The following is a 23,178-nucleotide window of genomic DNA, read 5'->3' as shown; positions in this document are numbered from 1 at the left end:
CCCCTTCACCGGAGTCGGGCTCGAACCGTCGTTTTGTCCACCTTGAGTTCTTCGAAGAGAGCAGACACAGGATCGTGTTCTTCGCGATCCAGAAGCGCCACAAGAAGGTTTGACGTTGTGATCTGCCGGGACTTCTGATCCATTGCCTGTTTCACCATGTTGGCCATCACTTCCTTGGCGCCCGAACTAAACGGCGGCTTCCTCCCCTTTGTTGGCATCGTGGCCCCCTTAGGGTTTCTGGTTTCCAGCCCGATAGCCTTCAGCGCAGCGGCATCCAACCGGGAGGCCGCGTCATGAGCATCGTCCAGAGTGATGCCAAGGACCGCGGCGGGTTCCGGTTCATGAAGCGCCCCCAAAAGCAGGTGCTCCGTTCCCAGTCGCTTGTCGCCCCTGCCTCGGGCTTCTTCCATGGCGTACCCCACAATCCTGCGGGTATCACGGGCAAATTGTTCAAACATGGCTCAACTCATTCCCTGTATTTTGCGTGCACTGATTGTCGTGAGACACCCAAGGCATCACCGATCTGCTCCCACGTCCACCCCTGCTCACGGGCCGCCCGCACGTGGACCGCCTCAACCTGCTCGGCCAGGCGGTGAAGGGCTCCCACTGCGCGTAGGCCCACGGCGGGGTTCGTCGAATGGATCTGCTCGGATAGATCATCAGCTTCCATACCTGTCAGGCTAGACTGACAGGTATGGAACTGTCAACCTAGACTGACAAGCTGCTTCGGTTGGATTGAGGGCTTACGGCCCTAGGGGATCCCTGCGCCCCCGGGAGCTTGGCGTTAGTGTGAGCACGTTGAGTGCGCGGAGGACGGGACGCCCTTGGTCGCATAGGCCGCTGCGGCCTCCACAGGTGGCTCTTCGGCGAACTCCCTCCGGGCATCGTGGACCACTGCGCCATTGACGATCGTCAGGTCGGCCCGCTCGCCGAGGAGTTCGTCCGCTCCAAGAGCGTAGAGATTCGAAGACCAGACCACGACGTCGGCCCTCGCACCTACGCGGATGACGCCCAGTTCATCTTCTGCGTGCCAAGCCCACGCGCCGCCTTGCGTGTAGGAATCAATTTGGGGTCAGACCACCGGGAGTCGTTTTGCAGGAAGGGAAGAGACACACGCGGGGGATCAGACGAATTCAGAGTCGTGGCGTGAATGGCCTGCTCACCCCGGTATTCACGGTTCCAATGAGCAACGGGGCGCCGGGCGACTCAGCATCATCGGGTAACTTTGGCGCCGCGGGCTGAACGCCAGTCACATTTCGTTTGCAGCTTCGACTACCCCAACAAGACTGACGGCTGAAAAGATCCGGCGGCGGATTTCAGCTAGTTCTTGGAGTTCTAGTGTCAGTTCAGTCGCTGAGTGAGGTGAACTTCAACGGCGTCACCGTCGCCCTTGCCGATGGCTTTTCGGACAGGAGCGGCCACCGGCAGTTTGTGCGTACCGTCTCCCAACGCCATGAAGGCTCCAGTGAACGGGTGCCCGTCTACTGTGCCGGCCACTTTGACCAGTCCACGGGTTCCAAAGATCTTCGCTGACTCAGGCAATTGGACACAGGTCCAGGTATCTCCTGGTCGAACTTTGCCGAGCAGGGCAACAAAGGTGATGTCCAGTGGTTGTGGTTCTGCCATCTTCTCGTCCTTGTCACTGTGCCGAGCTGGACGCTGCCGCTTATTCGGGCAGCGTATTGACGGACACTCTGCCGTCCTGGCAATTCTGACAAGTACGTGACGCGTTGCCAACGAACCATTAGGTGCTCGTAGCTAGGATAAAGACGAAACTGAAGGTGCAACCCGCGCACCTGGCAGCGGGTTCCGTCTCCCGCACCCTGGCACTACCAACTCACCATCCCGCACAACGAGAAATGAATATGGAACTTCTTGACGCCCACACGGTTGTGATCTCTGCCGTCTTCTTGGTGCACGTCACAGGTGTGATGATCGTGGCCGCCTCGATCGCTGGCTTGGTGATCTCACTCTTTACCGTCGTACTCGCTGTGCATTCCGTCCGCACCACGTGGGAACTGACGCAAAACTGGCGAAGCAGAGGCCGCTTCGAAGGCAGTTTCAACAAGGTTCTTGGCTCGTTGAAAGCAGGCGTTCTGGCAGCACGTCCGTTGATTGCTGCGGCGCGGCGGCGGATCAGCCGGTTGTCATCGTTCAAGCCCGAGTAAGGGCCGGACACGGCAAGGCTCAGCGGATAGCCGGAGCCACCGCCGCCAACCAAGCGACCCCCGCCAGCAACTTCTGATCAGCCGATCAGGGCCGTGGCCGCAGAGTAGCGCGCCAGTGCAGTGTACGCAGTCTTTGTGCCGGTCACGCGTACTTTGATGGCACTTCCCTTGTCCGCGGCGACCAGTTTGTACGTCTGGGCGGTGGCGCCCGAAATGGCGGTGCTTCCGCGGTACCACTGGTAGGTCAGCGTCACGGGCGCAGGACCCCACGTGCCGGGAGTCGCAGTGAGCGTGCTGCCCACCATGTTGGTGCCCGACACCGCAGGAACCGGAGCTGTCAGGGTACCGGCAGCGACCGCAGCCGTAGCAGCGGAAGTCTTCGCCGCCGTCGTAAACCCTGCTTTCGAACCCGTGACCTTGACCGTCATGGCCTTACCCAGATCAGCCGCAACCAACGAGTAAGTAGCAGAAGTAGCACCCGTCACCGCAACACCGCTCCGGAACCACTGATACGCCAACGTCACAGGAGCAGGACCCCACGCACCCGGAGCAGCCGTCAACACCGAGCCGACCTTCACCGTCCCGGACATCGTCGGTACCGGAGCCGTCAAGGTCCCCGCCGCGACAGCAGCAGTCGCAGCGGAAGTCTTCGCCGCCGTCGTAAACCCTGCTTTCGAACCCGTGACCTTGACCGTCATGGCCTTACCCAGATCAGCCGCAACCAACGAGTAAGTAGCAGAAGTAGCACCCGTCACCGCAACACCGCTCCGGAACCACTGATACGCCAACGTCACAGGAGCAGGACCCCACGCACCCGGAGCAGCCGTCAACACCGAGCCGACCTTCACCGTCCCGGACATCGTCGGCACCGGAGCCGTCAAGGTCCCGGCAGCGACGGTGACGGTGGCCTGGCCGTAATAGGGCTGCAGGGGCCAGTCGTGGACACTCAGCCGGGCAGTGACTTTCTTGCCGGCGTCGGAGGCTTGGAGGAGGAACGTCGGCCCGTTTGACCTGTAGTCCTGCACGCCGTCGACAAACCAGTCGTAGTAAGGACCAAAATCGGGAGCGGGATTCAGGGTGCCGTGGTCAACGTTCAGAGTGTTCCCGGCGCTGGGCGTTCCCAGAAGGGTGAAGGGCTTGGAAGCCGTGACGGCGTCGGCGCCCGATTTTCCGCCGTGTACCGAGGTGGAGTATGACGCATACCCGGTCTTGGTCCCGCTGACTTTCGCCCAGATATCGTACCCGGCATCAGCGGCGGTGGGCACGTACGCGGTGGTGGTGGCGCCGGCAATGTCCTGAAGGGCCTCGCCGTCTTTGGAGCGCTGCCACTGGTAGGCGAGGGTCACCGGAGCCGGTCCCCAGACACCGGGATCAACGGTCAGTTTCTGTCCGGCCTGGGCAGAACCGTAAACGAATGGCCTGCCAGGTGCCAGCGACAGCCCTTCGACGTCCAGTTGCATGGTCAGCTTTACACGCTGGCCGGCAGCGGTTGCCGTCAGAACGGTGGCCGTGTCCTTGGTGGCCGTATTGTCGTAGCATTCGGCCTTGTAGCGTTTTTCGCGGGGCGTGCCCTCGTAAACCGTGTCCGAGACGCAGAGCTTGTATTTCTTTCCCACTGCCATGCGCCAGTAGATCTTGCCCTGCGCATCCGAGGTAAGCGGACCCATCTGTGGTCCGTCCCAGGCTCCCGTTGCGTCGTTGTAGACCCACGGGACATACCCGACGTCGGCAATCGGCGCGCCTGCCGGATCGACGACAGTTGCTTCCATGAGGGTTTCATCCTTGAGGATGAAGTTCACGTTGGTCCACTGCACACCGGGCGGGACGGTAGCCGTGCTGTAGGTATCCACGGTGCCCGTGCCGTTCCAATACTGTTCCAGGTAGAGACGCTGGCCCGACTCGTCCCGGACGCTGATGTATGCCTGGTTGGGCGGAATCTTGGTGAGGGTGAAGTAGCCGTTGGCATCAGGCTTGGTGCTGCTCACCTGTCCGCCGTTGTTGGGTGAAGCTGAGACGGACACCGCCGTCACCGGCTGGCCGGCTTTGTTGGTGACCCTGCCGCTCATGCTGCCGAAGGCTTCCAACTGCGGGTTGAAAGTGGTGATGGGGGCAGCATCGGTGACGGCAACCGGCGTCGAACCGTAGGAACTGGACTGGTTCGCGTTCCACTCGTCGGCGTAGGTGGCGGAGCAAGGTCCGCTGCTGCAGGTGGTCCACAGCTTGTAACTGCCGGCAGTCGGCACGCTAAAGCTGTAGGAGCCATCGGGGGCAGACCACGCACCGGCCACCAAGGAGGCACGGTCGTCATTGGTGTACGCCCCCACCCACACGTCGCCAAGCGCAGTGGCCGTTGCGGTTGCTGTCAGTTTTCCTTTGACCACACCCTTGAAGGTGTAGGTTGCGGCCGAGGCGGGTGCCGCGCCGGCGAAAAGGCCGGCAGCCACCAGGACGGCCGTCACCAGGGCGGCCCACACTCCTTGCCGTGTCCTTCGAAGCGGATGGTGAGTGGCAGGTCGAGGCAACGGCATGGGTAAGGTCCTTTTCCCCAAGAAAGTGACTGAGCGGACCGAGCGGTCCCCTGTCATCGTAGGCACGGGACCGCAGGAGTGCCATGGGGAGAGCTGCCCAGTGCGCTGAGGCGATGAACTCACGACGGCGGCACTCGGCCCGGTGGGCCTGTTCAGTACCTCGCCGGACGGGATCATTCGGATCTGCGCCGCGTGATTGGATGAAGACGACCCTGAGCTCTTGTACCAGTTCCCGGCAAAGATCTCACCCGCCCCCCGCCAACACGATCCGGTAAGCCCCATCCGACTCGCTAGGCTGGCCACATGCCTTCGCCGTGGACTTTCCTGATCGCCCTGCATGCCATCGCAGCGGGCTACGCCCTGATCTTCGGCGCAGTGAACCTGCTCCGCCGCAACAAAGGCAGCGCAGCGCACAAGATCCTGGGCCGCATCTGGGCGGTAGCCATGTACATCGTGGTCCTCACCTCCTTCGGGATCCGGACCATCGACGGAGGATTCAACTGGCTCCACGCGCTATCCGTCCTGACGTTCTGCACTCTGACCACGGGCCTGTGGTGCGTCCGCCGCGGCAACATCCGTGCCCATCAGCGGTTCATGAGCGGCAGTTACTTCGGCCTTGTCGGAGCATTCATCGGCGTCGTGGCCGTGCCTGACAGGCGACTCCCCCAAATGGCCATACACGACCTTGCCGGCCTCACACTCTGGGTAGCTGCCGTGGCCCTTACAGCCGGTCTGACCGTCGCGGGGCTGTTGCAGCTCCGACAGAAGGCCAGCGTTGCCCGTGCAGACGGTTGAATGTCCGTCCAGTCGTCCCGGTACGCTGGCGCTAATCTCGAGCGCTTGGCGAGACGGGATGCATGAGACGCCACCGGCGACACCACTCTGCTTGCCGGTTGCGTCGCGCTTCTCCGAAGCCACCGCGACGGCCATGGGCTGGACGAAAGCCACCGACCTGGGCACCGGCCTGGCCGACGTAAAGGCCGGCACGTCCGACGCGTACTACCCGGCGAACCCTGCCACGGTCACCATCCATGTCCACGGAGCCGACACGCCCCGATGTGAGAACCAACACCACAGAAATTCTCATTTTATCCCCATATGAGAAAATCAAGTAAGTGTCTTCGCAAAGGAACAAATGGCCTCACAGTCTCGACAGCCCCGCGGCATCTCTGCCGGCGGAGAGTTTACCGCCAGCGCACACCCCGAACCGGGCGCCTCCCTGACCACTGGTGTCGGAGGTTGGCCAGCCATTGGCTACGAGAAACATCCCTGGGAAACCGATCCTGACCGCGGCGCTTCCCGAAGGCAGCGGCTGCTGGCCCGCGACCCTTACGAGGCCGCAGTCGCCCCCGAGATCGCCCGCCTGGACCCGGCCATTGATTCCCGCACGCAGGCGCTGGCAGAAGCCGCCACGGTGGAGATGGTCCGCTTCGACGCCGAGCTGGGCCGGGAAACCACCCCGTTCGCGGCGCTGCTGCTGCGCAGCGAGTCCGCTTCCAGCTCCCAGATTGAGAATCTGACAGCCAGCGCACGCAAGATCGCCCTGGCCCAGCTGGGTGACACCTCCAGTACCAGCGCCTCACTGATCGCCTCCAACGTCCGGGCCCTGCAGGCGGCGATAGACCTGTCCGAGGATCTGTCGGCGCAGAATATTGCGGTCATGCATCACTCCCTGCTGAACGCCTCCGACAAAAACATCGCCGGCGAGTACCGGGACGCCCAGAACTGGATCCGCGGCAACTCCCCTCACACTGCCGAGTTCGTCCCGCCCCATCCAGACAAGGTGATGCCGGCGGTGGAGGACCTGGTGGCCTTCATGCTGCGCGATGACATCCCGGCACTGACCCAGGCGGCGATCGCGCACGCCCAGTTCGAGACCATCCACCCGTTCGCCGACGGCAACGGCCGCACCGGGAGGGCCATCGTCAGCGCGCTGCTGCGGGCCAAGGGCGTTACCGAAAACGTCACCGTGCCAGTGTCCTCAGGGTTATTGACGGATACCGGCCTGTACTTCGATGCTCTGGGCGCGTATCGCGAAGGGGACATCCAGCCGATCGTGGAGCGCTTTGCGGAATCCGCTGTCCGGGCTGTGGACAACGGCCGGCAACTGGCGGCAGACATTGAGGCGGTAGAGGCAAGCTACCGGGAACGCCTGGCCGGTAGTCCCTCATCCGTCCGCAAGGTCCTGCACCTGATACCACGCGAGCCGGCACTGACCGCTGAGATGGTCGCAGAACACACCGGAGCATCCCTGGCCACCGCGTACCGCGCTGTCGAACGGCTGGAGGAAGCCCGTGTCCTGTCATCCGCCGGCAAAATCCGCGGCACCCGCGTCTGGGTGGCGCCGGACATCATCACGGCCCTGGATGCCTTCGCATACCGGGCAGGACGCCGGAACAGGCACCGCTGAATTCTAAAGCGCTCAACACGTTCAGGCTGCTGAGCTCCGTCACGGAACCCTGGACGCTTCCGAATTCGGGACATTGGACATCCGGGTCATACGGTCGGCAACCACAGACATGCAGCCGTGAAAGACGTCCGTCCTCCACCGACTGCCGGTCCCATCCAGACGACACGTCCACCAGTGAGCGCCGTCGCTGTGTTGAAGGCCTGCAGTGCCGTGCATCGCAAACAAGAAAAACCCCTCCATCCCGGCAAAATCGCCGGTACGGAGGGGTTCGTGGAGCCCCCTGTCGGATTCGAACCGACGACCCCCGCTTTACAAGAGCGGTGCTCTGGCCAACTGAGCTAAGGAGGCACGCTTCGGTTACCCAAAGCAAAGCGCGAAAGAGCGCTAGATAAGGTTAGCCCAGACCATCCCCGTCAACGAAATTCGCTGCCAAGCAGCAGCGGCCGGCCACCCGCAAAGGGTGACCGGCCGCCGTCGTGCATTCCGCGAGGGTTAGCCCTTGGCGGTGATTGCCGTCTGGATCTCAGCGTTCAGGTCGGACCTGCCGTCCCACTGCTTGCCGTCGATGAATACGGTAGGAGTACCGGTGACGCCGATCGCCGCAGCTTCCTGGGTGGCAACCTTCACCCACGGACGGAACTGCTTGCTGTCGATGCAGGAGTCGATGTTGGCCGCACCGATTTCGGTGGCCATTTTTTTCAGGTCGTTGTCGGAGATGCCCGCTCCACCTTCAGCCGGCTGGCGTTCGAAGAGCAGGTTGAAGAATTCCGCGTACTTCTCGGGCGAGGAGTTCACTACGCAGGCAGCAGCGTTGGCTGCCCGTGAGGAGTAGTTGGTGGTGGACTGGCGGTCCAGGAAGCCGAGGGCACGGTACTCGAGGGAGATCTTGCCTTCGTTGCGCAGGTTGGTGAGAGATTCGCCGTAAGCGGTCTCGAACTGCTTGCAGACGGGGCAGATGAAGTCGATGTAGGCAATGACCTTGACGGGCTTGCCGGCCTCGGCCTCGCCGCCAGGCACGGTTACCGTAGCCGGCTTGGTTTCCAGGGGAGCCGGGACATCAGCGACGTTGACTGTGGCAGGTTCCGATTTCACCACTTCAGTGTTGGCCAGCAAAGTGATGCCGCCGTGAACGTTGCCGTTCGCCGGGGTGGGACCCTGATCGGCCACAGGCGCGTTGTTGTTCTGGGCTCCAATGAACGCGAAGGCAATGACGACGATGATGACCACTACGGCCGCCACGATTCCCCAGCCGACAAGAAGCTTGTTGCGCTTCTCCTTCTTCAGCTGTTCTTCGCGGATTGCGCGCGCTTTCTCCCGCGCCTGGGCGGTTCTTTCGGCCTTGGACAGGCGTGATTCGTTTGCGGGGCTCATCAGTTCCTCGGGGTATTCGACGTCAACGTGCATAGCTTGGGGCAACGGGGCCAGTTTACGGGAGCAAACTTGAAGGTTTACCCACGCCCATTGACCCTGTTGTTGAACGATCAACTGCCCGGGATGATTCCGCTAGTAGGCTGGGAGGTGAATCACAGCAACCTTAGGGAGCATTGATGCAGGATTTGGCAAGCGAAAAAGTCGAGGCCGAACAAGGCACCCGGGCTTCTCCTACGAAGAAGCCCACGGCAACCAAGTTCGACTTCATGGTGGTCTCCAACAGGTTGCCGGTGGATCGCATCAGCGATGACAACGAGGAAAGTGGCTGGCGCCGCTCACCCGGCGGCCTGGTCACGGCCCTGGCGCCCATGATGACCAAGAGCGACGGCGCGTGGGTGGGTTGGCATGGCGCCCCTGACGAAACTGTGCGGCCGTTCAGCCACGAAGGCATGGACCTGCTTCCGGTCCAGCTCAGCACCGACGACGTTGAGCTGTTCTACGAGGGCTTCTCCAATGCGACCATTTGGCCGCTGTACCACGACGTCATTGCGCCGCCGGAATTCCACAGGACCTGGTGGGATTCCTATCGGAAGGTCAACAGGAAGTTTGCCGACGCCGTTACCCGGCACGCTTCCGAAGGCGCCACGGTGTGGGTCCAGGACTACCAGCTGCAGCTCGTTCCGAGGCTGCTGCGCGAATCCCGCCCGGACCTGAAGATCGGCTTCTTCAACCACATCCCGTTCCCTCCCCCGGAGATCTTTGCGCAGCTCCCGTGGCGTCGCGAAATCATTGACGGTTTGCTCGGGGCAGACCTTCTGGGCTTCCAGCGCCCCAGCGATGCCGGCAACTTCATGAGATCGGCCCGCAGGTTCCTGGGCGCAAGCGTCAAGCAGCAGCAGGTCCACGTCAAGGGCGCCGACGGCCAGGTCACCCACATCGCGCGGGCCCAGGCCTTCCCGATTTCCATCGATGTCGCCCAGATCCGCGAGCTCGCAGACCGGCCGGACATCATTGAACGCGCCCGGCAGATCCGCAAGGACCTGGGTAACCCCAAAACCATCCTCCTGGGCGTGGACCGGCTGGACTACACCAAAGGCATCCGGCACCGCCTCAAGGCTTTCGAAGAACTCCTGGCGGATGGGCACATCAAGGTGGAGGATGCCACGCTCATCCAGGTGGCAAGTCCCAGCCGCGAACGGGTGGAGCAGTACCGGCTGCTGCGCGAGGAAATCGAAGGCACCGTGGGCCACATCAACGGCACCTACGACACCATCCAGAACACCGCGGTGCGCTACTTGCACCACAGCTACCCGGTGGAGGAGATGGTCGCGTTGTACCTCGCGGCGGACGTCATGCTGGTCACCGCGCTGCGCGATGGCATGAACCTTGTTGCCAAGGAATACGTGACCGCCCGTCAAAACGACGACGGTGCACTGGTCCTCAGTGAGTTCGCCGGTGCTGCCGATCAGCTCAAGCAGGCATTCCTGATCAACCCCCACGACATCGATGGCCTCAAATCGACAGTCCTGAAGGCCATCACCCTGGATCCCAAGGAAGCCCGCCGCCGCATGAAGCTGATGCGCAAGCAGATTCTGGATCACGACGTCGATCATTGGTCAGCTGAGTTCCTGGCCGCCTTGGAGGAGAAGGTGGTCCGTGATGACAGCTGAGAGCCTTTCACTGTCACCTGAGCTGCTGGAAGCCGTCCGGCGCATTTCCAGCACCGAGCACCTGTTGGTTGCCCTCGATTTCGACGGCACCCTCTCCCCGCTGGTTGACCGTGCGGAGGACGCACGCCCGCTGCCCCGGTCCGCCGCGGCCTTGGAGGCCCTGGCACAACTACCGCGCACGACGACGGCACTCATCTCAGGCCGCGCACTGGACAGTCTGCGGCTGGTCGCCTCGCCTCCCGCCGGTACGTTGCTGATCGGCAGCCACGGCGCTGAGGTCTGGCTGGGCGAGGGCTCTTTGGGCTTGGAACTTGACGAGGAACAGCGCACAAAGCTGGCCGCGGTCCGTGAGGTTCTTGCCGAAATCGTGAACATCGCTCCGGGGACGTTGCTCGAGGACAAGCCCGCCGGCGTCGTCCTTCACACCAGGATGGCCGACGACGACGTTGCCGAAGACGCCGTAGAGGCCGCGATGCGAGTCCTCCGGGAGCACCCGGGTGTCTACCTAAAAACCGGCAAGCGCGTGCTGGAGACCTCCGTAGTCCATGCGTCCAAGGGCGAGGCTGTGGAGTTCCTCCGTCAGGCCACCGGCGCGACGGCAATCCTTTTTGCCGGCGACGACGTCACTGATGAGGATGCACTGGGCCGACTGATGGGCGACGACGTAGGCATCAAGGTAGGCCTGGACTTCACCCAAGCCCAGTATCGGGTGGAAGCCCCTGTGCACGTGGCGGAGCTGCTTGAGGCCTTGCTTCGCGAGCGGCGGCAGGTCACAGCGGGGACCTAAGGAAGTGACGAGCACAACTTGTGACGTTCGTAACATTTAGGTGGTTAGTCAAAAAGTCTGACATACTCTTGGATGTGATGTGACGCACAGTACCGTGCGGCGTCACACGATCCTCCCCGGCCATTGGCCGGGGAGTTCAACTGAAGAAAAAGAACCATTCACAACGGATCGTCCGGCACGTACCTGCCGGTGAAGGGATTGATAACTGTGGCTACAGTTACTTTTGATAACGCTACGCGTCTGTACCCGGGCACAGATAAGCCCGCCGTCGATAAACTCAACATCGACATCGCCGATGGCGAATTCCTGGTCCTCGTTGGACCCTCCGGTTGCGGTAAGTCCACCTCCCTGCGAATGCTCGCAGGCCTTGAGGATGTCAACGCCGGCCGTATCCTGATCGGTGATCGCGACGTCACGGACGTCCCGCCGAAGGACCGCGACATCGCGATGGTCTTCCAGAACTACGCCCTGTACCCGCACATGACCGTTGCGGACAACATGGGCTTCGCACTGAAGATTGCCGGCGTTTCCAAGGAAGAGCGCGCCGAGCGTGTCCGCGAAGCCGCCAAGCTCCTTGACCTTGAGCAGTACCTGGACCGCAAGCCGAAGGCACTCTCCGGTGGTCAGCGTCAGCGTGTTGCCATGGGCCGTGCAATCGTCCGTAACCCCCAGGTCTTCCTCATGGATGAGCCGCTGTCCAACCTTGACGCCAAGCTCCGTGTCCAGACCCGTACGCAGATCGCATCCCTGACCCGCCGCCTGGGCGTCACCACCGTTTACGTGACGCACGACCAGGTAGAGGCCATGACCATGGGTGACCGCGTTGCTGTGCTGAAGGACGGCCTGCTGCAGCAGGTTGACACCCCGCGCAACCTCTACGACCGCCCGCAGAACGTCTTCGTTGCAGGCTTCATCGGCTCCCCGGCCATGAACCTGCTGGAACTGCCGGTTGTTGACGGCGGCGTTCAGTTCGGTGGAACGGTCTACCCCGTGCCCCGCGACGTCCTCCAGGAAGCACACGGCCAGACGGTTACCGTTGGCTCGCGTCCTGAAGACCTCGAAACGGTCGGCAACGGCGAAGGCCTCCAGGTTGAGGTTGACGTTGTTGAAGAACTCGGCGCCGACGCCTACGTCTACGGCCACACCATCCTTGATGGCAAGAGCCACGACATCGTCGCCCGCGTCGATGGCCGCCGCCCCCCGATGAAGGGTGAGTCCATCTTCGTTCGTCCGCAGTCCGGCCACGTGCACCTGTTCGACACGAAGACCGGCCTCCGCTTGGGCGACTAATCCCGCCGGCTAGTACATCCGCATTTTGATAGCGGCCCGACCCCTCCAGGTCGGGCCGCTCTCGCGTTAACCTAACTCCTGCGAAAGAATGGCATGAACACGACGGACACCCTGATTCCCCGCCCCTCCCACGTCGCACTCCTGGATGCCCCGGCCTTCACGCTTGCCTCCACGGCACGGATCAGCGCGATCGACTCAACTGTGCCGGTTGCCGAACAGCTGGCTTCACTGCTGCGCGGCGCCACAGGTTTCGCGTTGCCCATTGTTGAGGACACCCGCCCCGGCGACATCTCGCTCGAGTTGGCAGAAGCGTTCGACGGCGGCCCCGAGGCATATGTGCTTACTGTCGCCGAATCCGGTGTCGGGGTAACCGCTTCCACTCCTGCCGGACTCTTCTACGGCGTCCAAACACTGCGGCAACTGTTCCCCGCGGCCATCGAGTCCGGGAGCCGGGGCCACAGTGCAGGCTCCGGCGCGGACGGCGCCTGGGTGATTCCCGCCGTCGAAATTGCGGACGCTCCGCGCTTTGCCTACCGCGGGCTGATGCTGGATGTTGCGCGCAGCTTCTTCACCGTGGACCAGGTGAAAGAGCAGATAGACGTCATGACTCAGTTCAAGCTAAACGCCCTCCACCTGCATCTCACCGACGACCAATCCTGGCGCATTGAAATCCACGAGCCCGCAGAGAACCCCTCCGCGCTGCCCTACGCGAATCTCACCGGCGTGGGTGGCCAGGGCGCTGTGGAGGTGTCAACGGCCATCCCCGTGCGGGGCCACGAAGGCTTCTACACACAGCAGGACTTCCTGGACATCCAGGCCTATGCCGCCGGCAAGAACGTCCTGGTGGTGCCGGAGATCGACCTCCCGGGCCACGTCAACGCTGCCCTCGCCGCGATCCCGCAGCTGAACCCTGACGGCAAAGCCAAGCCGATGAGCACCACGGCGGAGGTAGGCTGGTCAACGCTCACCGAAAACTTGTCCGCAACCTACGAATTTGCCCGGGAGGTCCTCGGGCAACTCGCCGCCATCACGGTAGGCCCTTACCTCCACATCGGTGGCGACGAAGCGAAGGTCACGGAGCATGACCACTATGTCTCCATGGTCCAACAGTTCGTTCGGATCGGCGCAGAAACCGGCAAGACCGTGGTGGGATGGAACGAATTCGCAGCCGTCGAGCTTCCCGAGGGCGCGGTGATCCAGTACTGGCACGGCGATTTCGAAGCCGTGGCACGGCAGGCGGAACACCATGGGGCCAAAGTGCTCATGTCCCCCGCAGACAAGACCTACCTGGACCAGAAATATGCACCGGACAGCCCCATCGGGCTTGAATGGGTGGAAGGCGGGCCGTTCGACTGGGCCGACTACTACAACTGGGATCCAGCGCAGGGCGGTCTGAAGGACCACCACATTCTGGGTGTCGAGGGCGCATTGTGGTCCGAGACAGTCCGGGACAACCAGCAGGCCCAATGGCTCCTCTACCCGAGGGCTGTCTCCTTGGCGGAAGTCGCGTGGTCCGGTCAGGAGGTTCGCAACCCCGGTGACTTCCGACGTCGGCTGGGCGCCTTGGGCGAGCGGCTCGCCAAGCAAGGTGTCACCTTCCAGGAAGCGCCCGACGTCGAGTGGTCCGCCGTGTCCCAGTGGCCGTTTCCCGCGGCAGAAACATCTTCCCCTCCCAAGTACGGAACAATTGAGGCATGAGCGAGCAAAACGAAGCCCAGTGGCACGACGAACCCACCGACTACGGGCAGATCGGCAAGCTCCCCCGGAAGGAAGCCGCCAGCGCGCAGGACACTGCACCTCCCGCCAGCGTCATCGGGTCCCTGAACATCACCGCGGCTGCTGCCGATCCTGAACTGCTGGATCTCCCATGGCACATCGCGCTGGAGGACTGGCCTGCCGAGAACCTGGCGGCACTGCCCCGCGGTATCTCCCGGCACATCGTGCGTTTTGCCCATTTGGGTGGCTCGGTCATCGCCATCAAGGAAACCTCGGAGCATGTTGCCCGCCATGAGTACCACATGCTGCGGAAGCTGGCCCGGCTGGACGTTCCCTGCGTGGAGCCGGTGGCTGTCATCACGGGCAGGACCACCGCGGACGGCAGGCCGCTGAACCCGGTCCTGGTCACGCGGCACCTGAAATTCTCCATGCCGTACCGCGCGCTGTTTTCCCAGATGCTCCGCAAAGACACCTTGACGCGCCTCATTGACGCCCAGGCGCTGCTGCTGGTGCGCCTGCACCTTGTGGGCTTCTACTGGGGTGACGTTTCACTGTCCAACACCCTGTTCCGCCGTGATGCCGGCGCCTTCGCCGCTTACCTGGTGGACGCCGAAACAGGCGAGCTCTACCCGGACCTCTCCATGGGTCAGCGTGAATACGACCTCGAAATCGCCCGCGTGAACATCGCCGGTGAACTGATGGATTTGCTGGACGGCGGACTCATCGAGGAAAAGGTGGATCCCGTAGCTACCAGTGAGCTGATCATGGACAGCTACCGCCGGCTCTGGACTGAACTGACGGAGAAGGAATCCTTCGAGCTCGGCGAAAGGTGGCGCGTGGCCGCCCGCATCCGGCGCCTCAACGAGCTGGGCTTTGATGTGGAGGAGTACGCCATCAAGACCACGGCGGACGGCTCCACCATCCAGCTCCAGCCCAAAGTGGTGGACGCCGGTCACCACCAGCGTCGTTTGCTGCGCCTTACGGGCCTGGACGCCCAAGAGAACCAAGCCCGCAGGCTCCTCAACGACATGGACCAGTTCCGCGCGGACAACAACCCGGACCTGGACGAGGAAATCAGCGCCCACATCTGGGTCAGCCAGATCTTCGAGCCCATTGTGCGTTCCATTCCGCGTCATTTGGCCGGAAAGCTGGAGCCCGCGGAAGTGGTTCATGAGGTGTTGGAGCACCGCTGGTACATGAGCCAGAAGCAGGACAGGTACGTGCCCCTGGCCGAAACCGTTCAGTCCTACCTGGACACGGTGCTGCAGCACCGCCGCGACGAGGCAGCCATCATGCTGAACCCGGACACGGAGCTTCTCAAGATCCTTGAAGTTGAGGTTGAGGAGTCCGGCCGGTACGACGACGAGGACGAGTACCCGGACGCAGACGACTAACGAGTTTTTGTACAGCTAATGCCCCTAAGAGGGCTTCTAAAGGGCGTTAGCTGTACAAAAACTCACGGTTCCAGTGTCTCGGCCAGCCCGGCCAGGACGGGTTCGCGGCCCAACTCGATGTGTGAGTACGCCAGGGAGTAGGCCAGATCCGGCTTACCCTTCAGGATGGCGTTGCAGAGTTCGGTGTGTTCGTCGCGTTGGAGCTCATTGCTGCGGTTGTGGGCCAGCCCGAAGATCCAGCGCATGCGCCCAAACAGGGGTTTCACGGATTCAATGAGCAGCCTGTTACCGGACAGGCGCACTATTTCGGCGTGGAGCTCGGCGCTGATCAAGGCGACGTCGTCGGTCCGTTCGTCGTCGATTGCTGCCTTGGAGGCCTCCATGAGTTCCACCAGCCGACCGCCGTCGCTGCCTTCGGCCACACGCGTGGCAGCCATGCGCGCGGCGAACGTCTCCAAGCAGAGCCGAACGTCGAAAAGCTCGTTGACATCCGTGAGGGTCAGTTGGCGCACCACGGCACCGCGGCGGGGGAAAGTTGCCACAAAGCCGTCCTGTTCCAGGCGCTGGATAGCTTCGCGCACGGGAATGCGGGAGACGTTGTAAAGCTCCGAAAGTTCACGCTCGCGCAACCGCACACCCTGCGCGTACGTTCCCGCGACGATGCCTTCCAACACCAGTTGGTAGACGTTCTCCGCGCGGGCCTCTTCATCGCGGCCATTCCCGTTCTCCGGCATCGCCTCAGCCACTGTCAAACTTCCCTTCATGCAGTCGCCAGTCCTTTGAGTGACGCTCCCCCTACGCTACTTTGGTATACAAGAATTTCACAGCACCCGCGTTTCGTTAACACGGGCGTCGGCGATCAACAGACCTGCCATCAGAGGAGCAACCATTGAATACCCTGATCCGCGCCGTCCGCCCCTGGGGGCAAGCGCTCAGTGACGTCACGCTCGTCGCTGGCGAAGCAGGCGGCAAGATCACCGCCGTCGAACCACACAACCCTGCGCGCGTGGTCCCGGATGGCGTCACTGTTGTCGAAGGACGTGGGCGCCTGCTGCTGCCATCGTTCTCGGATGTCCACGTTCACTTGGACTCCACCCGGATCGGCCTCCCGTTCCGGGAACACACCGGCGGTCCGGGTGTGTGGACCATGATGATGAACGACCGCCTGAATTGGCGCAACGCCGAGGTCCCGCTGCAGGATCGCGTGAATGACACCCTGGGACGGATGATCGCCAGGGGCACCACGCGGGTCCGCTCCTACGCCCAGGTTGATGTGGACTGCAAGCTGGAGCGCTTCGACGCCGTTGCTGCCGCCAAGGAGAAATTCGCCGGTCAGGCATCCGTTGACATCATCGCGTTCCCCCAGGCTGGTCTGTTGTTGGAGGAAGGGACGGTGGAACTCATGGAGGAGGCGTTGAAAGCAGGCGCCAACGTGATGGGCGGCATCGATCCCTGCACCTTGGACCGGGACCCCGTCAAGCACTTGGACATCGTGTTTGGACTGGCAGAGAAGTATCAGGTTCCCATCGACATCCACCTTCACGAACCGGGCGAGCTGGGCGTCTTCAGCACCGATCTGGTGCTGGAGCGGACCAAGGCGCTGGGCATGCAGGGCAAGGTCACCATGTCCCACGCGTACCAGCTGGGCAGCGTCAACGAGGCCACTACACGCAGGCTCATTGATGCCTTCGCTGAGCTCGATGTCTCCCTGGCGTCGGTTGCTCCTTCTGCTGCCGGCCAGTTGCCCATCCCGCTCCTTACCGAGGCCGGTGTTCGCTTGGGCTTGGGCGAAGATGGCCAGCGCGACTACTGGTCCCCCTACGGCAACACGGACATGCTGGACCGGACCTGGCAACTCGCTTTCACCCATGGCTTCCGCAAGGACCAGCTGATCGAGCACTGCCTGGCCATCGCCACCATCGGTGGGGCGAGCATTCTTGACCCCGGCGCAACCAGGCTGAAGGACACCTCCCATCGTCCCGGCGTCGAGGTCGGTGACCCGGCTGAGCTGCTCCTGGTGGACGGCGAAACGGTAGCCTCCACGGTGATGGACCGCGGCAAAGACCGCACTGTCATCCACGCCGGAAGGGTGGTAGCTGACCAGCTGGAACTCGTGTAGCGGCCGCGGAGCCCGCTCTTGTTCGATTCCTCGCCGTTCAACGGTATTGGCGGCGGATAAGGGCGGGTTTTCGCTTTAAGTGCTACTCGCCGCGTGCCGTGGGAGCGCCATCCAGGGGCGACCACCACGTCACCGGGGGCGTCACTTTGAAGCGGCGCCCGGTCACTTCGCTAGGCGTGATGCGGATGAACTGGTCCTTCTGCCCCGCCTCCCAAGGGAACAGCAGGAGACCGACCGTATCAAGCACGTCCTGCGTCAGTTTTACGGCAGAAGCGCGGCCCTTGACCACCACGCTCCACGCCACACCTGTTTCGGCATTGACGCCGTCGGCTTCGATGGCAACCGGAGCATCGCCCAGAGCTGCATGAAGTTTGGTGCCTTCACCGGTCCGGAACACCAGGGTCCCGTGATCAACTTTGTAATTCACGGGAAAGATGTCCGGGTGATCCTGCACCACAACGGCGAGCCTGCCCACCGAGACACTGCGGAGGAGCTCCCAACACTCGTTGGTCTCCAGGACTTCAGTAGCGGGCGTTTCCGGCTGATTTGTACCTGTTGCTGCTGAGTTGGTCATATGGCCGAGGATACGCCGCCGGGCTGCTGCCCGAACAGGCCCTTCCCCGGTTTCCGGGCAATCGGACGCGGTGCCCGCCTCTGCACAATCCTTCGAATAGCCGGGTTATCGAACCACCGTGGCTTTGGTAGTTGCTTGCTCAGGAGGCGCCGCCCGCTCCGCTGACTCCGTTGCCTCCAGGCTGACGAGGGGTCCACGGATAGCAAAGAATCCTGCACCTGCCAGCACTACGGCCTCCGCGGCGAGCGCCCAGAACGTCAATGCCCAGCCGCCGGTGATGGTGTGCAGTACCCCGGCACCCAGCGGGCCGAGGGACGCCAACGCGAAACCAAATCCCTGGCTCATGGCGGAGAGCCTGCCCGCCGATTGCGGCCCATCGGAGCGGATCACCACCAACGCCATGGCCAGCCCGAATCCAGCGCTTTGGACAATGCCGAGGACGCCTACTGCGAGGAACTGCAGCTCAAGTGGTGCCATCAGAACTCCAAGCAGCGCAGCTGCCACGGACAAGCCAAGGCCGGGCGCCATGATCCTCAGGATGCCGGGGCGGCCAGCGAGCACGGGAGCCAGCAAACTTGCAGGCAACCCAGCAAGACTGAACCACGCCAGCAGGGCGGCAGCATCGGCTTGTGCGAGCCCTCGGGATACCCCGTACACCGCCAACCAGGACGTGATCGCGAAGTAGAGCATGGCCTGGAGTCCGAAGAACGCTGTCACCGCCCACGCCGTGCGTTGCTTCCGGAGCGGAGTGACCACATCAGTGGCTCCGGTGACGGTGCCCGCAGTGGTGGGTGCCGCCGTCGGGCGTCCTCCGGATCGTTGGATCAGGAACGCGCCGATCAGCGCTGGCACCGCCCACACGGCGAGCGCTGATGCCAGGTTTCCACCGAAGGCCTGCTCCAATGGCTGGACCAGCCCGGCACCCAGCGCAGCGCCGAGGCCGAATCCCATGGTGCACAGGCCAGTCCACCAGCCGGTGCCGCGGTTGGCTTTGACGATCTGAGGCACCAGCACGCCGGCTGTCATGATCGCCATGCCGGCCAAGAAGGTTCCGGGCAGCAGCAGTGCGGGCACCGTCGCCCGAATGACCAATGCCGCGGCCAGAACCAGCAACGCCACCGCGACGGCACGACCTGTCCCGAGTCGTTGAGCCAGCCATGGCCCCATGGGGCCGGAAATACCAAAGGCCAATACCGGCAAAGTGCCCAGTACTGGAAGCAGGGACGGATCCAGGCTGAACACTCCCGGCACCTGATTCATCACCCCGGCAACGGTGGTAATGGCCGGTCGAAGATTCACGGACACCATGACAAGCGCGATCAACGCTAGACCCACCCTCAGCCTCGGATTCAGTAAAGATCCAGCCTGCCGCTTCTCGCGCACGTCATTCCCCTCATAGCAACTTTGGTATACCAAGTAAGACTATGAGGGGAATGATGGAAAGTAAACGCCTTGGTCTGCAAGGAAGTTCAAGATTCAGAGTGCAACTACTCCGAGTCTGGAATACCAAGAAGCACTCATGCGGTCCGCCAGAGAGTTGGAGGTGATAGAGCGTCACACCCAAACACGCGAGACGTGAGAGAGCGTCACACCCAAACACGCGAAACGTGATAGAGCGTCACAGGCCCACGGATCAGATAGCTTTTCCCGGATTCAGGATTCCCTGCGGGTCGAACAGCTCCTTGATCCGCCGCTGCAGCTCACGCATCGGTTCGGGTTGCTCAAGCCCGAGCCAACGCAGCTTGTATTGGCCCACGCCGTGCTCGCCTGTAATGGTGCCGCCCATGTGGAGGCCTACGCGGATTGATTCGTCCAGGGCTGCGTTGAGTCGTTGGAGCGCGTCTGCGTCGGTGGCGGGGTCTACGCGGTCCATCCAGAACGTGGGGTGCAGGTTTCCGTCGCCGGCGTGTGCCACTACTTTGAGTCGAACCTGGAATCGGGCGGCCATGGCCTCGAGTTCAGCCACGAAGTCCACCAAGCGCGAGCGCGGGACGGCTATGTCTTCGCCCACCCTGAATTCGTCGTCCACTTCGACGCCGCGACTGTTTCTGCGTAGTTCCACCAGCATTTCGGCTTCTTCGCTGGCTTCAGTGGTGACTGTGGCGCCGCCGTCGGCGAGTACCTGGCGGACGACGTCGGCTTCTGCGGCCGCTCCGAAACCGTCGGTTTGGATGAGCAGCAGGGATTTGCCGCGCTTTTGGAGGTCGCTGCCGTTCAGTTCGTCCAGCTGCACCAAGGTGCCGTTGTCCAGGAGTTCCATGATGGCGGGCTGTACGCGGGCTTTGCCTACTGCAAGCACACCAGCGGCGGCGCTGCGGAAGTCCTGGTAGAAGGCGGCGATCGTGTGGATTTCGCGCGGCAGGTATTTGAGCCGAACGGTCACTCCCACCACAATCCCCAATGTTCCTTCGGAGCCCACCAGTAACGCGGTGAGGTCGTAGCCCGCCACGCCTTTGAAGGTTTGGTGGCCGGTGTGCATCAGGGAGCCATCGGCCATGACGACGTCCAGGGCGAGCACGGAGTCACGTGTCACGCCGTATTTTGCGCAGCGCAGTCCTCCGGCGTTGGTGGCCACGTTGCCGCCGATGGTGGACATTTTGTAGCTGGCCGGGTCGGGCGCGTACATGAGCCCGTGCTCGGCGGCGGCGGTGTTGAGGTCGGCGTTGATGACGCCGGGTTCGACGACGGCGGTTTCGTCGTCGGGGTTGAGGTCCAGGATGCGGTTCATCCGTTCCAGGCCCAGGACGATGCAGCCTTGGGTGGCGTGCGCTCCCCCGGAGACGCCGGTTCCTGCACCCCGGGCGACGATGGGCACTTGGTGTGCCGCGCAGCTGCGAACGATGTGTTGCACGTCTTCGAGGGACTCGGCCCACACCACAGCGAGCGGCAGGTGCCGCTCCAGCAGCGGTCCTTGATCCATGGAGTATACGGTGAGGGTTTCTTCATCCTCGGCCACCTGCCCGGCACGGAGTCCGGCCGCGAGCTCTTTCAGGAATACTTGTTGGCCTGCCGAGGGCCGTGAGTGTTCCCGGCGGCCCGCGGTCCAGGTGTTGATGCTTTCCTCTGATGTTCCGGCCATAGCCGTTTCGTCCGACACAGTGGTCCCTCCACGTACGCACCGCGGACACGCCAAACCGGCAGTCTTCGCAGTGTTTTAGTGCTCCCAGTCTAGCCAGCCCGGAACGCTAGCCAGCCCGGAAAGGCAGGGCACGGCCACGGCCGCCGGCTACCCGGTGGCGAGCACCGTCCCCGGCAGCGCCCAGATTCCTGCGGAGACACCTTCGGCACGTAGGCAAACATCGTCGACGCCGGATGGTCCGGCGGGTGCGGAGCTCGCCGTTCCGGAGTGGTGCAGTGGCGGGGCGAGTAACGCTTCGAGCTGCTGGCTGGAGAGGACAGCGTTGTCGAGGACCACCTCGGCCGTGTCCCTAGCGACGAATACCAGCGCTGAAGATTCCAAACTTTCCCGGATGAAGACCAACGCGTCGCCCTCGGCGTGCAGCCAGCGCACCCCGCCTTCAGTCAGCGACGGCAGTTCCCTGCGCAGCCGCGCAAGGTTGGCGTAGAGGGACCGCATGTCCGTCCGCACGCGGCTACCATCAGCCCATGGCATGGGCGTCCTGGAGTCCTCGCCGTTGAACCCAACAAACCCGAACTCGTCGCCGGCAAACATGACCGGAACTCCTGGAAGGCAGAAGGTGAGGGCGGCACCCACGGCAGGACCGCCGTCGACCATCACCGTTGCCGCGCGTGCGGTGTCGTGCGTATTGAGCGCGTTCATATTGTTTTGCAGCACACCCCAGCTAAATCCCGCGGCGAGGTCCTGATGTGTTGCCAGGAAGTCCTCAGCATCGATCTTGTTGGGCCCGGATTGCGGTGAGCCGAAGAAGTTCACGTTCGGTGCGTCTTTGGCGAGCCAGGACCACAACGGCCGGGTCAGGTGGGAGTACGTCATGGCTCCCTGCCAGTGCTCGCCCGTGAAATCCGGAGAGGCATCGGAGGTGGACTCCGCCAGCAGGGCCGCGTTCGGGTTGATTTCGCGCACCCGGTCCGCAATGAGCCGTGCCACGTCATGGTTGAGGTCCACCGCGCCCAGACGGCCGGTCATGTTGCCGACATCGATCCTCCAGCCATCCAGATTGAACGGCGGCTTGAGCCAGCGTGCCACCACGGAATCATCATCCGTCACGAAACGTCGGCGGAGTGCATCGGAGGACCAGTTAAACTTGGGCAGTGACGGCACGCCCCACCACGACTCGTAGCTGGAATGGTCGGGGCTGAAGTAGTAGTAGCCAGCTTCCTCCGAGCCGGGATCCGCGAGCGCCTTGACGAACCATTCGTGGGCGTCGCCGGAGTGGTTGGCGGTGAGATCCCCCATGACTTTGATGCCTCGCGCATGTGCAGCTTCCACCAAGTCCACCAGGGCCTGGTCTCCGCCCAGGAGCGGGTCCACGGAATCGAAGGTTGACGCATCGTAGCGGTGGTTGGATCGTGCGGGGAAGAACGGCGTCAGGTAGAGGATATCCACCCCCAAGTCCTGCAGGTGATCGAGCTTTCCCGTGATCCCGGGAAGGTCTCCCCCATAGAACTGGGTGGCTGCCTGCTCGCCTGTCCGCACCACCTGGGCGTCCCAGGAACATGCGATAGCCCAGTGCGGAGTCGGATGATTGTCCGCTTGGGCGGATCGCGCGAACCTGTCAGGAAACACCTGGTACATGGTGCCCTTGCGGAGCCACTCCGGAGCCGCGGCGAACGTTGTCAGCCTGAAGTCTGCAGAGTCGGAGACGTCCCGTCGGAACAGGCCTTGGGCGTTGAGGTTCCAGTAGCGCCGCCCAATGGTGCTTCGGCTCGCCACGGTGGCGGCAGCATCGTCGTCGTGCGTTTCAGCGACTTCCAGCAGGAAGCGGTACTTGGCCACCGGGTTTGCCACGAGCATCGCCGCTTCCCACCAGTCCCAGCCATCAGCCGAGCCGAGCCTGATCGCGGCGTCGTAGCGCGGCTCGCCGTCCTGGACGGACCGGACCCAAACCTTCGACGCCGGCCCCCACCCCTGCGGGACGCGCAGCCGGAGCCGGACTGTTTCGCCGAGGGACACGGCATGGGGAGCATAAAGTCCGGATCCGTCATGGTGCGGAAGGGCGATTGGCATGG

General features: G+C 63.0%; 20 protein-coding genes and 1 tRNA gene. 9 read left to right on the top strand and 12 right to left on the bottom strand.

Annotation, left to right across the window (positions count from 1 at the left end; translation table 11 throughout):
- Positions 1 to 5 precede the first annotated feature (5 nt).
- From LDN70_RS04850 to LDN70_RS04835, 4 genes are all read right to left on the bottom strand, one after another.
- Entirely contained in the window at positions 6 to 458 is a 453-nt protein-coding gene (locus LDN70_RS04850) for a Clp protease N-terminal domain-containing protein (protein ID WP_223941925.1), read from the bottom strand.
- 8 nt (positions 459 to 466) lie between these two features.
- A complete protein-coding gene (locus LDN70_RS04845) occupies positions 467 to 670 on the bottom strand; it encodes a helix-turn-helix domain-containing protein (RefSeq protein WP_024819718.1) in 204 nt (67 codons plus the stop codon).
- Positions 671 to 784: 114 nt separating this feature from the next.
- The gene (locus LDN70_RS04840) at positions 785 to 1,006 is read right to left on the bottom strand and encodes a hypothetical protein (RefSeq protein WP_238703238.1); all 222 of its coding nucleotides are present in this window, start codon (positions 1,004 to 1,006) and stop codon (positions 785 to 787) included.
- A 335-nt stretch (positions 1,007 to 1,341) separates the two neighbouring features.
- Complete coding sequence (locus LDN70_RS04835) at positions 1,342 to 1,626, bottom strand: DUF1905 domain-containing protein (protein ID WP_142936526.1); 285 nt, start codon at positions 1,624 to 1,626, stop codon at positions 1,342 to 1,344.
- A 239-nt stretch (positions 1,627 to 1,865) separates the two neighbouring features.
- Here LDN70_RS04835 and LDN70_RS04830 point away from each other — a divergent pair, with 239 nt between their 5' ends.
- Positions 1,866 to 2,168 carry a hypothetical protein gene (locus LDN70_RS04830; RefSeq protein WP_223941924.1) on the top strand — a complete coding sequence of 101 codons (303 nt, stop codon included), beginning with the start codon at positions 1,866 to 1,868 and terminating at the stop codon, positions 2,166 to 2,168.
- A gap of 77 nt (positions 2,169 to 2,245) precedes the next feature.
- Here LDN70_RS04830 and LDN70_RS04825 read toward each other — a convergent pair whose 3' ends face one another.
- A complete protein-coding gene (locus LDN70_RS04825) occupies positions 2,246 to 4,696 on the bottom strand; it encodes a carboxypeptidase regulatory-like domain-containing protein (protein ID WP_223941923.1) in 2,451 nt (816 codons plus the stop codon).
- A 303-nt stretch (positions 4,697 to 4,999) separates the two neighbouring features.
- Here LDN70_RS04825 and LDN70_RS04820 point away from each other — a divergent pair, with 303 nt between their 5' ends.
- Both LDN70_RS04820 and LDN70_RS04815 read left to right on the top strand, forming a co-directional pair.
- Positions 5,000 to 5,491 carry a DUF2306 domain-containing protein gene (locus tag LDN70_RS04820; protein ID WP_142936535.1) on the top strand — a complete coding sequence of 164 codons (492 nt, stop codon included), beginning with the start codon at positions 5,000 to 5,002 and terminating at the stop codon, positions 5,489 to 5,491.
- 340 nt (positions 5,492 to 5,831) lie between these two features.
- Positions 5,832 to 7,106 (top strand): Fic family protein, encoded by a 1,275-nt coding sequence (locus tag LDN70_RS04815; protein ID WP_223941922.1) that lies wholly within the window; start codon positions 5,832 to 5,834, stop codon positions 7,104 to 7,106.
- Between the two features lie 271 nt (positions 7,107 to 7,377).
- Here LDN70_RS04815 and LDN70_RS04810 read toward each other — a convergent pair.
- Together LDN70_RS04810 and LDN70_RS04805 are read right to left on the bottom strand one after the other, a co-directional pair.
- Positions 7,378 to 7,454: transfer RNA gene (locus tag LDN70_RS04810), tRNA-Thr, on the bottom strand.
- Between the two features lie 144 nt (positions 7,455 to 7,598).
- A complete protein-coding gene (locus LDN70_RS04805) occupies positions 7,599 to 8,477 on the bottom strand; it encodes a DsbA family protein (protein WP_187697047.1) in 879 nt (292 codons plus the stop codon).
- Positions 8,478 to 8,653: 176 nt separating this feature from the next.
- Here LDN70_RS04805 and LDN70_RS04800 point away from each other — a divergent pair, with 176 nt between their 5' ends.
- From LDN70_RS04800 to LDN70_RS04780, 5 genes are all read left to right on the top strand, one after another.
- The gene (locus LDN70_RS04800; protein WP_142936537.1) at positions 8,654 to 10,147 is read left to right on the top strand and encodes an alpha,alpha-trehalose-phosphate synthase (UDP-forming); all 1,494 of its coding nucleotides are present in this window, start codon (positions 8,654 to 8,656) and stop codon (positions 10,145 to 10,147) included.
- Positions 10,137 to 10,934, top strand: a complete 798-nt coding sequence (gene otsB, locus LDN70_RS04795) for a trehalose-phosphatase (protein WP_166841640.1) — start codon at positions 10,137 to 10,139, stop codon at positions 10,932 to 10,934. The genes LDN70_RS04800 and otsB overlap by 11 nt, the downstream gene beginning before the upstream one ends.
- A gap of 207 nt (positions 10,935 to 11,141) precedes the next feature.
- Positions 11,142 to 12,224 (top strand): ABC transporter ATP-binding protein, encoded by a 1,083-nt coding sequence (locus LDN70_RS04790; RefSeq protein WP_142936539.1) that lies wholly within the window; start codon positions 11,142 to 11,144, stop codon positions 12,222 to 12,224.
- Between the two features lie 93 nt (positions 12,225 to 12,317).
- Positions 12,318 to 13,922, top strand: a complete 1,605-nt coding sequence (locus tag LDN70_RS04785; protein WP_223941921.1) for a beta-N-acetylhexosaminidase — start codon at positions 12,318 to 12,320, stop codon at positions 13,920 to 13,922.
- Positions 13,919 to 15,334, top strand: a complete 1,416-nt coding sequence (locus tag LDN70_RS04780; RefSeq protein ID WP_142936541.1) for a DUF4032 domain-containing protein — start codon at positions 13,919 to 13,921, stop codon at positions 15,332 to 15,334. Before LDN70_RS04785 ends, LDN70_RS04780 begins: the two co-directional genes overlap by 4 nt.
- A 62-nt stretch (positions 15,335 to 15,396) precedes the next feature.
- Here the strand turns inward: LDN70_RS04780 and LDN70_RS04775 are convergent, their stop codons facing one another.
- Entirely contained in the window at positions 15,397 to 16,098 is a 702-nt protein-coding gene (locus LDN70_RS04775; protein WP_166841642.1) for a GntR family transcriptional regulator, read from the bottom strand.
- Between the two features lie 125 nt (positions 16,099 to 16,223).
- Between LDN70_RS04775 and LDN70_RS04770 the strand changes: the two genes are divergently transcribed.
- Positions 16,224 to 17,453, top strand: coding sequence for an amidohydrolase family protein (locus tag LDN70_RS04770; RefSeq protein ID WP_223941920.1), 1,230 nt, complete (start codon positions 16,224 to 16,226; stop codon positions 17,451 to 17,453).
- 82 nt (positions 17,454 to 17,535) lie between these two features.
- Here LDN70_RS04770 and LDN70_RS04765 read toward each other — a convergent pair whose 3' ends face one another.
- The 4 genes from LDN70_RS04765 to LDN70_RS04750 form a co-directional block, all read right to left on the bottom strand.
- A complete protein-coding gene (locus LDN70_RS04765) occupies positions 17,536 to 18,027 on the bottom strand; it encodes a pyridoxamine 5'-phosphate oxidase family protein (RefSeq protein WP_166841644.1) in 492 nt (163 codons plus the stop codon).
- A gap of 105 nt (positions 18,028 to 18,132) precedes the next feature.
- Entirely contained in the window at positions 18,133 to 19,350 is a 1,218-nt protein-coding gene (locus LDN70_RS04760) for an MFS transporter (RefSeq protein WP_223941919.1), read from the bottom strand.
- A gap of 310 nt (positions 19,351 to 19,660) precedes the next feature.
- Positions 19,661 to 21,106, bottom strand: coding sequence for an FAD-binding oxidoreductase (locus tag LDN70_RS04755; RefSeq protein WP_223941918.1), 1,446 nt, complete (start codon positions 21,104 to 21,106; stop codon positions 19,661 to 19,663).
- 147 nt (positions 21,107 to 21,253) lie between these two features.
- Positions 21,254 to 23,176, bottom strand: a complete 1,923-nt coding sequence (locus LDN70_RS04750) for a glycoside hydrolase family 13 protein (protein ID WP_223941917.1) — start codon at positions 23,174 to 23,176, stop codon at positions 21,254 to 21,256.
- Positions 23,177 to 23,178: the final 2 nt, after the last annotated feature.

This window comes from Arthrobacter sp. StoSoilB22 (genome assembly GCF_019977315.1).
GTDB lineage: Bacteria > Actinomycetota > Actinomycetes > Actinomycetales > Micrococcaceae > Arthrobacter.
The sequence above is the reverse complement of the archived record's forward strand: the minus strand, read 5'-3'. Positions and strand labels throughout refer to the sequence as shown.